Genomic DNA, 12,995 nt, shown 5'->3' with positions numbered 1-12,995 from the left:
CGGGCCGACGGCCGCAGTCCCCCGCACCTGACAGACTCGTGCCGTGACCACCACGACCGGCCGCACCCCGGCTCTCCTCGCGCACGTGCCCGCACCGACGGGCAAGGCCCCCGACCCGGACGCGCTCTACGAGGGGTTCACGACGTGGGCGACGGAGCAGGGCCTCGAGCTCTACCCGCACCAGAGCGAGGCGCTCATCGAGCTGGTCACCGGCTCGCACGTCATCCTCTCGACGCCCACCGGCTCGGGGAAGTCGCTCGTCGCGATGGGCGCGCAGTTCGCCGCGCTCGCCGCGCACCGCTCGGGCCGTGGCGGCCGCACGTACTACACCGCGCCGCTCAAGGCGCTCGTCAGCGAGAAGTTCTTCGCGCTCGTCGCCGCGTTCGGCTCCAAGAACGTCGGCATGACCACGGGCGACTCCGCCGTGAACCCCGACGCCCCGATCATCTGCTGCACGGCGGAGATCCTCGCCAACATCGCGCTGCGCCGAGGCGGCGGCGACGGCGCGACCGGACCTGACGACGACGACGCGATCTCCCAGGTCGTCATGGACGAGTTCCACTTCTACGCCGACCCGCAGCGCGGCTGGGCGTGGCAGGTGCCGCTGCTCGAGCTGCCGAGAACCCAGTTCCTGCTCATGTCCGCGACGCTCGGCGACACGACCCGGTTCGTCGAGGAGCTCGAGGAGCGCACCGGTCGGCCGGTCGCGGAGGTGACCACGGCCCAGCGGCCGGTCCCGCTGCACTTCAGCTACGTCGTCGAGCCGCTGACCGAGGTCATCGAGGAACTGGTCAGCACGCGCCGCGCGCCCGTGTACGTCGTGCACTTCACGCAGAAGGACGCGGTCGAGCGCGCGCAGTCGCTGCTGTCCATGAACGTCGCGACGAAGTCGGAGAAGGAGGCGATCGCCGCCGAGCTCGGCGACTTCCGCTTCGGCACCGGGTTCGGCAAGACGCTCAGCAAGTTCCTGCGGCACGGCGTCGGCGTGCACCACGCGGGCATGCTGCCCAAGTACCGCCGCGTGGTCGAGCGGCTGACGCAGGCCGGTCTGCTCAAGGTCGTGTGCGGCACGGACACGCTCGGCGTCGGCATCAACGTGCCCATCCGCACCGTGCTGCTCACGAGCCTCGTGAAGTTCGACGGCGAGCGCATGCGCCACCTCACCGCACGCGAGTTCCACCAGATCGCGGGGCGCGCGGGCCGCGCCGGGTACGACACCGTGGGGGAGGTGCTCGTCATGGCGCCCGACCACGTCATCGAGAACCGCAAGATGCTCGCCAAGGCGGGCGACGACCCGAAGAAGCTCAAGAAGATCGTCCGCAAGAAGGCGCCGCAGGGGTCGGTGAACTGGACCGACGCGACGTTCGAGCGCCTGCGCGACGCCGAGCCCGAGCCGCTGACCAGCCACTTCACCGTGACGCACGCCATGGTGCTCAACGTCCTCGCACGCACGGCGCAGCACGGTCGCGGCCAGGTCGACGCGACGGACCCGCGACGCGACCCGGTCGAGGCCATGCGGCACCTTCTCCTCGCGAACCACGACACGGACACCCAGCGCCGCGAGCACGTGCGCCAGACGCTGCGCATCTACCGCTCGCTGCGCGTCGCGGGGATCGTCGAGCGCGTGCGCGTCGCAGACCCGTCGCGTCCGGAGGGCTACCGCCCGAGCGTGCGGCTCGTCGGCGACCTGCCGCGCGAGTTCGCGCTCAACCAGCCGCTGTCGCCGTTCGCGCTCGCGGCCCTGGACCTGCTCGACGTCGAGGGCGCGACCCACGCGCTCGACGTCGTCTCCGTCATCGAGGCGACCCTCGACGACCCGCGCCAGGTGCTCTACGCGCAGCAGAACGCGGCCAAGGGCGAGGCCGTCGCCGCGATGAAGGCCGAGGGGTACGAGTACGAGGAGCGCATGGCGCTGCTCGAGGAGATCACGTGGCCCAAGCCGCTCGAGGAGCTGCTGGCGCCCGCGTTCGCGATGTACAAGCGGTCCAACCCGTGGGTCGCGGACGCCGAGCTCTCCCCCAAGTCGGTGGTCCGCGACATGGTCGAGCGCGCGATGACGTTCGCGGAGTTCGTGTCCGTCTACGGCCTCGAGCGCACCGAGGGCGTCGTGCTGCGCTACCTCGCGGACGCCTACCGCGCGCTGCGCCAGGTCGTCCCCGAGGAGCACCGCACCGAGGAGGTGCAGGAGATCGTCGAGTGGCTCGGCGAGCTCGTGCGAGGCGTCGACTCGTCGCTCCTCGACGAGTGGGAGCGCCTCGCGCACCCGGTCGACGACGACGCGGACACCGAGGTCGGCGACGGCCCGCTCTCGGGCGCGGGGGCCGAGGCGCCGACCCGGCCGGTCACGGGCAACCCGCGCTCCTTCCGGCGCCTCGTGCGCAACGCGCTGTTCCGCCGCGTCGAGCTCGCCTCCCGCGAGGACTACCGCACGCTCGGCGCGCTCGACGGCGGCGCGGGCTGGGACGCGGACGCGTGGGGCGACGCGCTCGACCCGCTCTTCGAGGACCAGGGGGACGACGCGATCGGCATCGGCCCCGGTGCTCGTGCGGCGGCCCTCTTCCGGGTCGTGGAGGCGGGCGCGGAGCTGCCGGCCGGCCACGAGGGCCCGACGGCGGAGCACGCCCCGGGCGGGGTCGTCCCCGCGGGCACGTGGCTCGTGCGCCAGGTGCTCGACGACCCGGCCGGAGACCACGACTGGGCGATCACGGCGAGCGTCGACCTCGCGGCGAGCGACGAGGCGGGCGAGCCGGTCGTGACCGTGCTGGCCGTCGGGCCGCTGTAGGCCGCCACCGCGGCGAGCGTGTCACCAACCCGGCGCCGCGGTCGGGCGCCGCGGGTCGGGGGCGCCATCGCGCCCCGACCGCTCAGTCGACCGGCAGCAGCCCGCGCTCCGCGAAGACCTGCTTCGCCACGGCCGTCGCGTTGAGCGCCCGCGGGAACCCGCAGTAGACGGCCGACTGGAGGAGCGCCTCGACGATCTCTGCCGGTGCGAGGCCGACGTCGAGCGCGGTGCGGACGTGGATCTCGAGCTGGGGCTCGCACCCGCCGAGGGCGCTGAGCATCCCGAGCGTGACGAGCTGCCGGTCGCGCGGCTCCAGGTGCGGGCGCGCGTAGATCTCCCCGTAGGCCCACGCCGAGATCTGGTGCTCGAGCTCGGGCGACACGTCGGCGAGCGCCTCCGCGAGGACGGCGCCCGCCGTCGCGTTGACCGCGCCGAACACTCCCCTCCCGTGCTCGTAGCGCTCCGCGCGTGTGGTCGGCCGGTCGTCCGTGAAGTTCCCCTGCGTCACGCCGAGCAGCGTATGGGAAGGGCGTGACCTGCGTCGACGGTCTCTCTCCCGGCGTCGCGAGCGGCGTGGTCAGGAGCCGTCACGCCGCCGGTCGAACCGCTCCGGCAGGTGGGTGAAGCCCGCGGAGACGTACGTGGCGACGCCCCCGGCGTTGGACGCCGGCGTCGCGACGAGCGCGCTCGAGGCGCCCAGCTCGCGGAGCGCCGCCAGCCCGGCCAGGGTGACCGCGCGGCCGAGACCGCGGCCGCGGTGGTCGGCGTGCACCCCCATGGGCTCGATCAGCCCGGGTCGGCCCGGGCCGGCCGACCACACGCCGATCACCGCCACCGCGGGCCCCGGGGCGACGTCTGCCGCCTCGTCGTCGGACGGAACGCCGACGAGCGGGCCGCCGAGACGCGGGCCGTCGTGCACGACGAGGCACCGTGCGTCGGCGTACGGGAGCCCGGAGGCGAGCGCGTGCCAGCGCTCCGGGGCGGCCCGCGTACCGCCGAACGACGAGCGGAGCGTCTCGGCCCACGCGGCGGCCTCCGGCGGCCCGACCTCACGCACCCGGACCGCGGGTTCCTCCACCGGGGCGGCCAGGTCGCGGCGCAGCAGAGCCCACCGCTCGTCGACGCACCAGCCCGCCGCGGCCAGGTGCTCGTCCACACGGGCTCCCACCGGCGCCTCGACCGACGCCCCGCCCTCTCCCAGCACGCCGCGCTCGGGCCGGGCGGCGTCGTCGGCGAGGCGGTGCGCGAGCTCGTCGTCGTGCAGCAGGTCGGGTGCGATCGCGAGCCGGAGCAGGTCCGGCCCGTCGAGCAGCCCGACGGCGACGACCCGCCCGTCGCGGCACCACGTCCGCAGCGCGGCGGCGGTCGCCGGAGCACCGAACCGCCAGAACCAGCCCACGTCTCCGGGGTGCAGCTGGAGCGGCGTCGCGTCGTCCTGCCACGCGCGCAGCACGTCCACGACCGCGCCCAGCCCGTCGACGTCCGGAGTGCTCGTCTCGATCATGCGTCGATCACACACCACGGCCCTGGGCCCGAGCCCGCTCTTTTCGGCGTGCCGGGTCGCGCGTCCCCCGGTCGCGCCGCGCCGCTGGGCCCCTACGGTGAAACCATGAGCGACGCACCGCGCACCGGCCGGCACTCCGGCGAACCCCACGACCCGGAGAGCACGGGATCACGGCTCAACCGGCTGCGCGCCGGCGTGCTGGGGGCCAACGACGGCATCGTGTCGACGGCGGGCGTCGTCGTGGGCGTCGCGGCGACGAGCACGTCGATCCCCGTCATCGCGACCGCGGGCGGCGCGGCGCTGCTCGCGGGGGCGCTGTCCATGGCGGCGGGCGAGTACGTCTCCGTGAGCACCCAGCGCGACACCGAGAAGGCGCTGCTCGCGACCGAGCGGCGCGAGCTCGCCGAGATGCCGGACGCCGAGCTCGCGGAGCTCACGGGGATCTACGAGGCGAAGGGTCTGACGCCGGACCTCGCGCGCCAGGTCGCCGTCCAGCTCACCCAGCGCGACCCGCTCGCCGCGCACGCCGACGCCGAGCTGCACATCGACCCCGACGAGCTCACGAGCCCGTGGGAGGCCGCGGTCGCCTCCATCGTGTCGTTCACGGTGGGTGGCCTGCTGCCGCTCGCGGCGATCCTCCTCGCACCGCAGGCCGTGCGCATCCCGCTGACGTTCGTCGCGGTCGTGCTCGCGCTCGTGCTCACGGGGTGGGGGTCGGCCCGCCTCGGGAACGCTCCGACCCGGCGCGCGACGGTCCGGACCGTCCTCGGCGGCGCGGTCGCGATGGGCGTGACCTACGCGATCGGCTCGCTGCTCGACGTCAACGTGTAGCGGGTCACTGCGGCAGAATCGGCCCGTGGCCAAGAAGTCGAAGTCGTCCGCGCACGCCGGCACGCCCGCGGTCGCGCTCCTCGAGCGCGAGGGCGTCGCCCACACGCTGCACCCGTACGAGCACGACCCGTCGAGCGACCTGTCGTACGGCCTGGAGGCCGCGGCGGCGATCGGGGTGCCCGCGGAGCGGGTGTTCAAGACGCTGCTCGCCGTGGTCGACGGCGGCGCGCTCGTCGTGGGGATCGTGCCGGTCGACCGCCAGCTCGACCTCAAGGCGCTCGCCAAGGCGGCGGGCGGCAAGAAGGCGACCATGGCCGAGCCCGCTACGGCCGAGCGCGCGACGGGCTACGTCGTCGGCGGGATCTCGCCCCTGGGCCAGAAGCAGCGTCACCGCACGTTCCTCGACGACTCGGCGCTCGCGTTCGACCCCGTCTACGTCTCGGGCGGCCGCCGCGGCCTCGACGTCGGCCTCGCACCGCGGGATCTCCTGCGCCTCACAGCGGGCACCGCGGCCCCGATCGCGAGAGAGAACTGAGGCCGAGGGAGAACGCTGGTCCGTACCAGCGTTCTCCCTCGCGAGACCCGCGTTCTCCCTCGGCGGTGCGTCAGCGCTGGTAGGCGGTGTACGGGGCGTCGGTCGGGACGATGTCCTTGCCGAGCGGCAGGAGCGAGACGGGGATCATCTTGAGGTTCGCGATCCCGAGCGGGATGCCGATGATCGACACGAACAGCGGGATCGCGGTGACCACGTGCCCGATCGCGAGCCAGATGCCGGCCACGACCACCCAGATGACGTTCCCGATCGTCGACCACGCGCCCGCGGTCGGCTTGTCGACGACCGTGCGGCCGAACGGCCACAGCGCGTAGCCCGCGATGCGGAACGACGCGATGCCGAACGGGATCGTGACGATGAGGATGCAGCAGATGACGCCCGCCACGACGTAGCCCAGAGCGAGCCACAGCCCGGCGAACACGAGCCAGATGATGTTGAGCAGTGTCTTCACGGCACCGTCCTTTCCCCACCATTCTCGCCGACCAGACCGCCGCTGCCGATCCGGGACCACCCTGAGACGACCCGGATCCCGGAGGGCCCACCCGACCTAGACTGACCGCATGCCCCTCCCCGAGCCGTCGTCCGTGCTGCCCGCGCAGATCGCGCAGAACCTCGCCCGGGTGCGGACCCGGGTGGACGACGCCGCGCGCGCGGCGGGGCGCGCGCCGTCGGACGTGCGCCTGCTCGTCGCGACCAAGACGCAGCCCACGGACGCCGTGCGCGCGGTCGTCGAGGCCGGCGCGGACCTGATCGGCGAGAACCGCGTGCAGGAGCTCGTCGCGAAGGCGCCCGACCTCGCCGACCTCGTGGCGGCGGGGCGTGTCGAGGTCCACATGATCGGGCACCTCCAGCGCAACAAGGTCAACCAGGTCCTCGCGACGGCGACGGGGGTCGAGAGCGTGGACTCGCTCGCGCTCGCCGAGACGCTGTCTGCTCGCGCCGCCCGTGACGGCCACGTGCTCGACGTGCTCCTCCAGGTGAACGTCTCAGGCGAGGAGTCCAAGTCGGGCGTCCGGCCCGGTGATGCCGCCGCTCTCGCGACCGCCGTCGCGACGCTCGAGGGTCTGCGCCTGCGGGGCTTCATGACGATCGGCGCGAACTCGCCGGACGAGACGGTGGTACGCGCGGGCTTCGCGCGCCTGCGCGAGGTGCGCGACGCCGTCGCGGGCTCGGGCGCTCCCGGCACCGGGGACGTGCGCGAGCTGTCCATGGGCATGAGCGGCGACCTCGAGCTCGCGATCGCCGAGGGCGCGACGATCGTCCGCGTCGGCACCGCCGTCTTCGGCCCGCGCCCCGCCCCGCCGAGGTAGAGGTCCGGTAGACCGGACCCCTACCTCGGCAGGATCGTCATCGTGCGGAGAGGGCGCCCAGCCGGGCGAGGGCGTCGCGGACTCCCGCGGCGCCGTCGCCGCCGAGCGCGGCGCGCGCCGCGTCCGCGTCAGCGTCCGCCAGCAGCATGACGAGCGCGACGTGCACCTCGCCGTCGGCCGAGTGCAGAACCTCCTCGCACTCCGGGGCGCCGAGGCCCGTCGCTTGCACGAGCATCCGGACGATGCGGGCGCGCAGCTTCTGGTTGGTCGGGCGCACGTCGATCATGAGGTTCGAGTACGTCTTGCCGAGGCGGATCATCGTCGCGGTGGAGAACGTGTTGAGCACGAGCTTCTGCGCGGTCGCGGCCTTCATGCGCGTCGAGCCCGTGACGACCTCGGGACCCGTGTCGACGAGGATCGCGACGTCGACACCCGCCGCGAGCGGAGCGGCCGGGTTCGCGGAGACGAGCACGGTGCGGGCGCGCCGCTCGCGCGCGACGTCGAGCGCTCCGCGCACGTACGGCGTCCGGCCGCTCGCCGCGAGACCGACGACGACGTCGTCCGGACCGACCGCGTCGACGTCCGCCCGCCCGAGCGACACGTCGTCCTCGGCACCCTCGACCGCGAGCATCATCGCGCCGACGCCCCCGGCGAGGTGCGCGACGAACCACTCCTCCCCCACGCCGTAGGTGGGCAGGAGCTCGACCGCGTCCAGCACGCCGAGACGTCCCGAGGTCCCCGAGCCCACGTAGTGCACGCGCCCTCCCGCGCGCAGCGCCGCCACCGCGAGATCGACGGCCTCCGCGATACGGTCGCGCTGCGCGCGCACGGCGTCCGCGACGCCCGCGTCCTCGTCCGTGATGAGGCCGACGACGTCCGCGGTAGGCAACAGGTCGACGTCGGTGGTGCGCGGGTTGCGCTCCTCGGTCGGTGAGGCCAGGCGCACGAGCTCCTGCCACTCGTCGGCGCTCGGGACGGGTCGCGAGGCGGCGTCTGCGGCGACGGTCGGGTCGGTCATCGGGTGCTTCCCTTCGTCGGGTCCGACAGCGGGCCCTTGGTGCGCGGGCCCGGTTGCAGCCCGTGCGGGGTGTTGGCGAGCGCCAGACGGCGCACGGGCCCGCTCGCGGCGGGCCACGGCAACGGCGTGGGCGGGGTGAGCGAGCCGAGAACCACGGCGCGGCGGGCGCCGGTCGCCCGGCGGCGGTGCTCGCCCGCCGCGGTACCCGGCAGGCCGTGTGCCGAGAGGAAGCCGAGGAGCGCGAAGAGGTACGCCTCCTTCGCGTCCACGGGCAGTCCGAGCGCGTCGGACGTCACGACCTCGCACGCGTGCGGTCCGTGCGCGGCGAGAGCGACGCGCAGACGGTCGAGCAGGACGGGGTTGCGGGCCCCTCCGCCCGACACGACGACGCGGCGCACGTCCCGCCCGGAGAGCGCGTCCGCCACGCTCACGGCGGTGAGCTCGGTGAGCGTGGCGACGAGGTCGGGGCCGGTGAGACCGGGGCGCACGGACGCGAGACGGCGTGCGGTGTACGTGGTGTCGAAGAGCTCGCGCCCGGTCGACTTGGGCGCGGGCGCGGCGAAGTACGGGTCGTCGAGCAGCGCCGCGAGCGCGCCGGGGTCGACGGTGCCCTGCGCGGCGAGCTCGCCGTCCACGTCGTACGCGAGACGGCCGTCGGTGATCGCCGTGACCGCGACGTCGAGCAGGCAGTTCCCCGGCCCGGTGTCCCAGCCCGTGACCGGGTCGTCGACGCGGCCGACGAGCGACACGTTCGCGATCCCGCCGATGTTGAGCGCGGCGGTGAGCCCGGAGCCCGGCGCACCGCTCACCCCGGTCGCGGCGTCGTCGCGCCCGAGCCACAGCGCGTCGAGCACGCTGACGAGGGGCGCGCCGTGGCCGCCCGCGGCGACGTCGGCGACGCGGAAGTCGCTGATGACGGGCCGCTTGGTGTGCTCCGCGACCCACGCCGCGTTCCCGAGCTGGAGAGTGCCCCGGGCGCGGGCGCCGACGACCCAGTGGTAGATCGTCTGCCCGTGCGACGCGACGAGGTCGACGTCGCCGCCTGCGACGTCGTCGATCGCGCGGCGGCCCGCGCGACCGAGCTCCTGGCCGATGAGGGTGTCGAGCTGCGCGACCTCGGCCACGTCGACCGCGGCGGGCGGCAGGGCCTTGAGGATGCGCTCGCGCAGGGCCCGCGGCCACGCGTACTCGGTGTGACCGAGCGGCCGCATGCGCAGCACGCCGTCGCCGCCGAGCGTGAGCTCGGCCGCTGCCGCGTCGATCGCGTCGACCGACGTGCCGGAGGACAGGCCCAGGACGATCATCAGTGCTCCTCACCCTCGATGTCCGACGCGAACGCGCCCCGACCGGCAGCCTCGGACGACCAGCGTGTGCCGGTGAGCAGCGCGACGGCAGCGCGCGCGTTCGCCCGCCCCGTCCCGCACGCGACCACGACGACCGGTCGCGCGCCGTCGCCGGGCACGGCGCCCACGGGCACCGTCTCGTCGGCACCCCGGCCGAACCACTGCGCGACGGCGCCCGGGAACCCGGTGTGGACGACGACGGCGTCCGGGCGCTCGGCGAGCAGCGCGTCGAGCCGCCCGCGCTCGTCCGAGCCGGGTACGGGCTCGCGCGTGAGCACGACGAGCGGGCGGTCGCTCGACCGGACGGCGTCGAACGCCTGCGTCCACGCGGCGGCGTCGGTTGGTCGCAGGTGCCGGACGCCGGTGCCGAAGGCGTCGTCGAACGCGCGCTGGACGTGCTGGGCCGTCCGTCCGGCGGCGTGGTCGAAGCGCAGTCGGAGGTCGACGACGTCAGGCGCCGCGGTCAGGACCGGACCGGGGCCCGGCGCCGGGTCCGCGAACCGTACGGCGCGAGCCGCGACGTCGGACCCCACGCGTTCGAGCGCGTCGAGCGCGGTCGCCGCCGACTCCGGCGAGGGCACGATGCCGCTCGCGGCCTGGCGCGTGCGGATCGCGGTCCGCGCGGTCGCGGTGCGCGCGGCCGACGCGCGCAGCCGATCGAGCGGGACCCGCCCCGACGCGACGGCGGAGAGGAGCGCGACCTGGGCCTGGCGGAACAGTGCCTCGTCGTCGCGGCCGACGGTCGTGCCGAGGCACAGCAGGTCGGCACCCGCCTCGATCGCGCGCACGGCGACCTCGCCGATCCCGTGCGTCGGCACCCCCTCGGCCCCGGTCCCGCCCGGCCCCGTCTCGGCGTACGCGGCGACGGCGCCCATGTCGAGCGCGTCGGTGACGATCGGGCCGTCGTAGCCGAGCTCACGCACGAGTGCGCCGACCGCGGGCTCGAGCGTCGCCGGGAGCGGGCCGAGCGCGGGCACGACGACGTGGGCGGTCATGACCGCGTCGAGCCGGGCGTCGTCGTCCGCCCCCGCCCCGGAGGAGCCTCCGGGCGTCATCGTCGCGACGAACGGCGGCAGGTCGCGGGCGCGCAGCTCGGCGAGGCTCGCGTCGACGACGGGCAGGGCGAGGTGCGAGTCGACGTTCGTCGCACCGTGGCCGGGGAAGTGCTTGCCGCACGCGCCCGTGCCCCCGGCGTGCAGCCCGCGCACGAACGCCGCGCCGTGCCGGGCGACGAGCGCCGGGTCGGCACCGAAGGACCGCACGCCGATGACGGGGTTGCCCGGGTCGGAGTTCACGTCGAGGTCGGGGGCGAGGTCGAGGTCCACGCCGGTCGCGGTGAGGAGGCGGCCGAACGCGGCGCCCACCTCCTCGGTGACCGCGACGTCGTCGACCACGCCCAGGGCGGCGCTGCCTGGCAGGCTCGACCCGGTCGCCGCCTGGAGGCGGGACACGTCCCCGCCCTCCTCGTCGATCGCGACGAGGACGTCCGGCGACGCCCCGCGCAGGAGGCTCGTGAGCCGGGAGGCCGTCGCGACGTCGGGCGTGTTGTGCCCGAAGAGGACGACGCCGGCGAGCCCGTCACGCGCAGCCTCGTGGAGCCAGGCGGGCAAGGAGTCGGTGCCGGTGAAGCCGGGCAGGAGCACGCCGTTGACGGCGCGGACGACGTCGTCGTCGTCCACCGGTGCGGGGACCGGGGCGGAGGTCGCGTCGCTCATCCCTTCACCGACCCGGCGGTCAGGCCCGACGAGAGGTTGCGCTGCACCAGCACGAAGAACACGAGCACGGGCAGCGTGATGATGGTCGACGCCGCCATGACGGCGCCCCAGTCGGTCGTGTTCTCGCCGAAGAACTTCTGCAGACCGATCGGCACGGTGTACTTGCTCGACTGCTGCAGGAACGTCAGGGCGAAGATGAACTCGTTCCATGCCGTGATGAAGGAGAAGACGCTCGTCGCGACGACGCCGGGCGCCACGAGCGGGACGAGGATCCTCCAGAACATGCGGCCCCACGAGGCACCGTCGAGGTACGCGGCCTCCTCGAGCTCGACGGGCACCGCCGCGACGAAGCCGCGGAGCGTCCAGATCGCGAAGGGCAGGGCGAACGCGAGGTAGACGATCGTCAGGCCCAGGAGCGAGTTCAGCATGTTGAGATTGCGCATCTGGAGGAACAGCGGGATGACCAGGGCCTCGAGCGGGACCATCTGCACCATGAGGATGAGCACGAGCATCGACTTGCGGAACCGGAAGCGGAACCGGCTCACCGCGACGGCGGCGAGCAGCGCGACGACCGACGACGCCAGGACGGTGCCCACCGCGACGAGGACCGAGTTGCGCAGGTAGTGGCCGAACCCGCCGTCGTCGATCACGGTGACGAAGTTCTCCCACGTGACCCCGGCGGGGAGCAGTCGCGCGCCGCGGGTCGCGGCTTCAGGGTCGACCGCCGAGGAGAACATCCAGTAGGCGGGGAAGAGCGAGAAGGCGAGCAGGGCGACGAGCCCCGCGATCTTGGCGGTCGCGACGCCGGGTCGGCGCGGGTGGGTACGCAGGACCTGGTCCGTCTCGTGGGCGGGCCGGGGCGGGGTGCGGGTGTCGACGGCGGCGCTCACAGCTCCTCCTCCTTGAACAGGGTGCGCATGTACACGAGCGTGATGCCGAGCAGGATGAGCGTGAGCAGGACCGCGATGGCCGAGCCCATGCCGTACTTGCCCTGCGCGAACGACTCGATGTACGACCACACGCCGAGGTTGAACACGTCCTTGTTTCCGCCGTTGCCGCCGGGCATGAGGTAGATCTGCGTGAAGACCTTGAAGTCCCAGATGGTCGACAGGATGGTGACCACGGCGAACACCGGGCGCAGGATCGGCGCGGTGATCGCCCAGAAGCGCCGCCAGGCGGTCGCGCCGTCGACCTTCGCCGCCTCGTGGAGCTCGTGCGGGATCGTCATGAGCCCCGCGAGCACCGTGATCGCGACGAACGGGAACCCGTGGTGCACCACGTTGAGCGTCGCGATGGCGTAGAACGACAGGCGCTCGGTGAACCAGTTCACGGTCCCCGGCTCGATCGCGCCGACGCCCTCGAGGACCGACGCGACGAGTCCGTTGAGCGGGTCGAAGATCCACACCCACACGTAGGTGCCCGTGATCGCGGGCACCGCCCAGGCGACCATGATCGCCGTCGCGCCGACGCCCCGCCAGAACCCGCCGAGCGTGTTGAGGAACAGCGCGACCGCGGTGCCGAGCGCCACGGTGAGCACGACGCACGCGAGCGCGAAGAGGACCGTGTTGGGCAGGACGACGGTCCACAGGTAGCTGTCACCGAGGATGTCGGCGTAGTTCTGCAGCCCGATCCAGTTCGACTCGCCGCTCGCGATCTGCCGCAGCCCGTAGTCCTGCAGCGAGAGCAGGAACACCCGCACGAGCGGCCACAGCAGCAGTACGCCGAGCACAAGGAGTCCCGGTGCCAGCAGCAGCCAGGGACGCAGCGGGGAACGGTGGCCGAGGCCGCCGGGCCGGCGCCGGCGCGCGCCGGTCGACGGGGTGCCCGATGACGGCCGGTCGGCCGGGGCGGCCGGGGCCGGCGAGGCGCCGGGCACGGCTCGGAGGTCTGCCATGGAGAGGGTCCTGTCGCGTGGTACGGGAGGGCGGAAGAGCGCCGC

The 12,995-nt window shown here is 74.0% G+C and carries 12 protein-coding genes; 4 read left to right on the top strand and 8 right to left on the bottom strand.

Annotated elements, in window-relative coordinates:
- Positions 1-43 precede the first annotated feature (43 nt).
- Positions 44-2,782, top strand: a complete 2,739-nt coding sequence (locus CCE02nite_RS13315; protein ID WP_141390110.1) for a DEAD/DEAH box helicase — start codon at positions 44-46, stop codon at positions 2,780-2,782.
- Positions 2,783-2,864: 82 nt separating this feature from the next.
- On the opposite strand, the gene CCE02nite_RS13310 is transcribed toward CCE02nite_RS13315, so the two are convergent.
- Together CCE02nite_RS13310 and CCE02nite_RS13305 are read right to left on the bottom strand one after the other, a co-directional pair.
- Entirely contained in the window at positions 2,865-3,290 is a 426-nt protein-coding gene (locus tag CCE02nite_RS13310; protein WP_141390109.1) for a carboxymuconolactone decarboxylase family protein, read from the bottom strand.
- 69 nt (positions 3,291-3,359) lie between these two features.
- The gene (locus CCE02nite_RS13305; RefSeq protein ID WP_141390108.1) at positions 3,360-4,286 is read right to left on the bottom strand and encodes a GNAT family N-acetyltransferase; all 927 of its coding nucleotides are present in this window, start codon (positions 4,284-4,286) and stop codon (positions 3,360-3,362) included.
- 105 nt (positions 4,287-4,391) lie between these two features.
- On the opposite strand from CCE02nite_RS13305, the gene CCE02nite_RS13300 reads away from it, so the two are divergent.
- The gene (locus CCE02nite_RS13300; RefSeq protein WP_141390107.1) at positions 4,392-5,117 is read left to right on the top strand and encodes a VIT1/CCC1 transporter family protein; all 726 of its coding nucleotides are present in this window, start codon (positions 4,392-4,394) and stop codon (positions 5,115-5,117) included.
- Positions 5,118-5,142: 25 nt separating this feature from the next.
- Entirely contained in the window at positions 5,143-5,652 is a 510-nt protein-coding gene (gene ybaK, locus CCE02nite_RS13295) for a Cys-tRNA(Pro) deacylase (RefSeq protein WP_141390106.1), read from the top strand.
- A gap of 70 nt (positions 5,653-5,722) precedes the next feature.
- Here ybaK and CCE02nite_RS13290 read toward each other — a convergent pair whose 3' ends face one another.
- The gene (locus tag CCE02nite_RS13290) at positions 5,723-6,121 is read right to left on the bottom strand and encodes a YccF domain-containing protein (RefSeq protein WP_141390105.1); all 399 of its coding nucleotides are present in this window, start codon (positions 6,119-6,121) and stop codon (positions 5,723-5,725) included.
- 109 nt (positions 6,122-6,230) lie between these two features.
- On the opposite strand from CCE02nite_RS13290, the gene CCE02nite_RS13285 reads away from it, so the two are divergent.
- Positions 6,231-6,980, top strand: a complete 750-nt coding sequence (locus CCE02nite_RS13285; protein WP_141390104.1) for a YggS family pyridoxal phosphate-dependent enzyme — start codon at positions 6,231-6,233, stop codon at positions 6,978-6,980.
- Between the two features lie 37 nt (positions 6,981-7,017).
- Here CCE02nite_RS13285 and CCE02nite_RS13280 read toward each other — a convergent pair whose 3' ends face one another.
- Genes CCE02nite_RS13280 through CCE02nite_RS13260 form a run of 5 tightly spaced genes read right to left on the bottom strand, consistent with a single transcriptional unit; the run spans position 7,018 to position 12,950 of the window.
- Positions 7,018-7,998, bottom strand: a complete 981-nt coding sequence (locus tag CCE02nite_RS13280; protein ID WP_141390103.1) for an N-acetylmuramic acid 6-phosphate etherase — start codon at positions 7,996-7,998, stop codon at positions 7,018-7,020.
- On the bottom strand, positions 7,995-9,302 hold the full coding sequence (locus tag CCE02nite_RS13275; RefSeq protein WP_141390102.1) for an anhydro-N-acetylmuramic acid kinase: 1,308 nt from the start codon (positions 9,300-9,302) through the stop codon (positions 7,995-7,997). The genes CCE02nite_RS13280 and CCE02nite_RS13275 overlap by 4 nt, the downstream gene beginning before the upstream one ends.
- Entirely contained in the window at positions 9,302-11,056 is a 1,755-nt protein-coding gene (locus tag CCE02nite_RS13270; RefSeq protein WP_141390101.1) for a glycoside hydrolase family 3 N-terminal domain-containing protein, read from the bottom strand. Before CCE02nite_RS13270 ends, CCE02nite_RS13275 begins: the two co-directional genes overlap by 1 nt.
- Positions 11,053-11,886 carry a carbohydrate ABC transporter permease gene (locus tag CCE02nite_RS13265; RefSeq protein ID WP_255318860.1) on the bottom strand — a complete coding sequence of 278 codons (834 nt, stop codon included), beginning with the start codon at positions 11,884-11,886 and terminating at the stop codon, positions 11,053-11,055. The genes CCE02nite_RS13270 and CCE02nite_RS13265 overlap by 4 nt, the downstream gene beginning before the upstream one ends.
- A gap of 56 nt (positions 11,887-11,942) precedes the next feature.
- Entirely contained in the window at positions 11,943-12,950 is a 1,008-nt protein-coding gene (locus CCE02nite_RS13260; protein ID WP_141390100.1) for a carbohydrate ABC transporter permease, read from the bottom strand.
- Positions 12,951-12,995 lie beyond the last annotated feature (45 nt).

Source organism: Cellulosimicrobium cellulans, assembly GCF_006539945.1.
Lineage (GTDB): Bacteria > Actinomycetota > Actinomycetes > Actinomycetales > Cellulomonadaceae > Cellulosimicrobium > Cellulosimicrobium cellulans.
Note: the sequence above shows the minus strand (reverse complement) of the source record. Positions and strands in the feature narration are given on the sequence as shown.

Bases quoted from the DNA above. Each gene is read 5' to 3' on its own strand.
- CCE02nite_RS13285 (WP_141390104.1), top strand. From the start codon at position 6,231: ATGCCCCTCCCCGAGCCGTCGTCCGTGCTGCCCGCGCAGATCGCGCAG.
- CCE02nite_RS13300 (WP_141390107.1), top strand. From the start codon at position 4,392: ATGAGCGACGCACCGCGCACCGGCCGGCACTCCGGCGAACCCCACGAC.
- CCE02nite_RS13260 (WP_141390100.1), bottom strand. From the start codon at position 12,950: ATGGCAGACCTCCGAGCCGTGCCCGGCGCCTCGCCGGCCCCGGCCGCC.
- CCE02nite_RS13280 (WP_141390103.1), bottom strand. From the start codon at position 7,998: ATGACCGACCCGACCGTCGCCGCAGACGCCGCCTCGCGACCCGTCCCG.
- CCE02nite_RS13305 (WP_141390108.1), bottom strand. From the start codon at position 4,286: ATGATCGAGACGAGCACTCCGGACGTCGACGGGCTGGGCGCGGTCGTG.
- CCE02nite_RS13275 (WP_141390102.1), bottom strand. From the start codon at position 9,302: ATGATCGTCCTGGGCCTGTCCTCCGGCACGTCGGTCGACGCGATCGAC.
- CCE02nite_RS13270 (WP_141390101.1), bottom strand. From the start codon at position 11,056: ATGAGCGACGCGACCTCCGCCCCGGTCCCCGCACCGGTGGACGACGAC.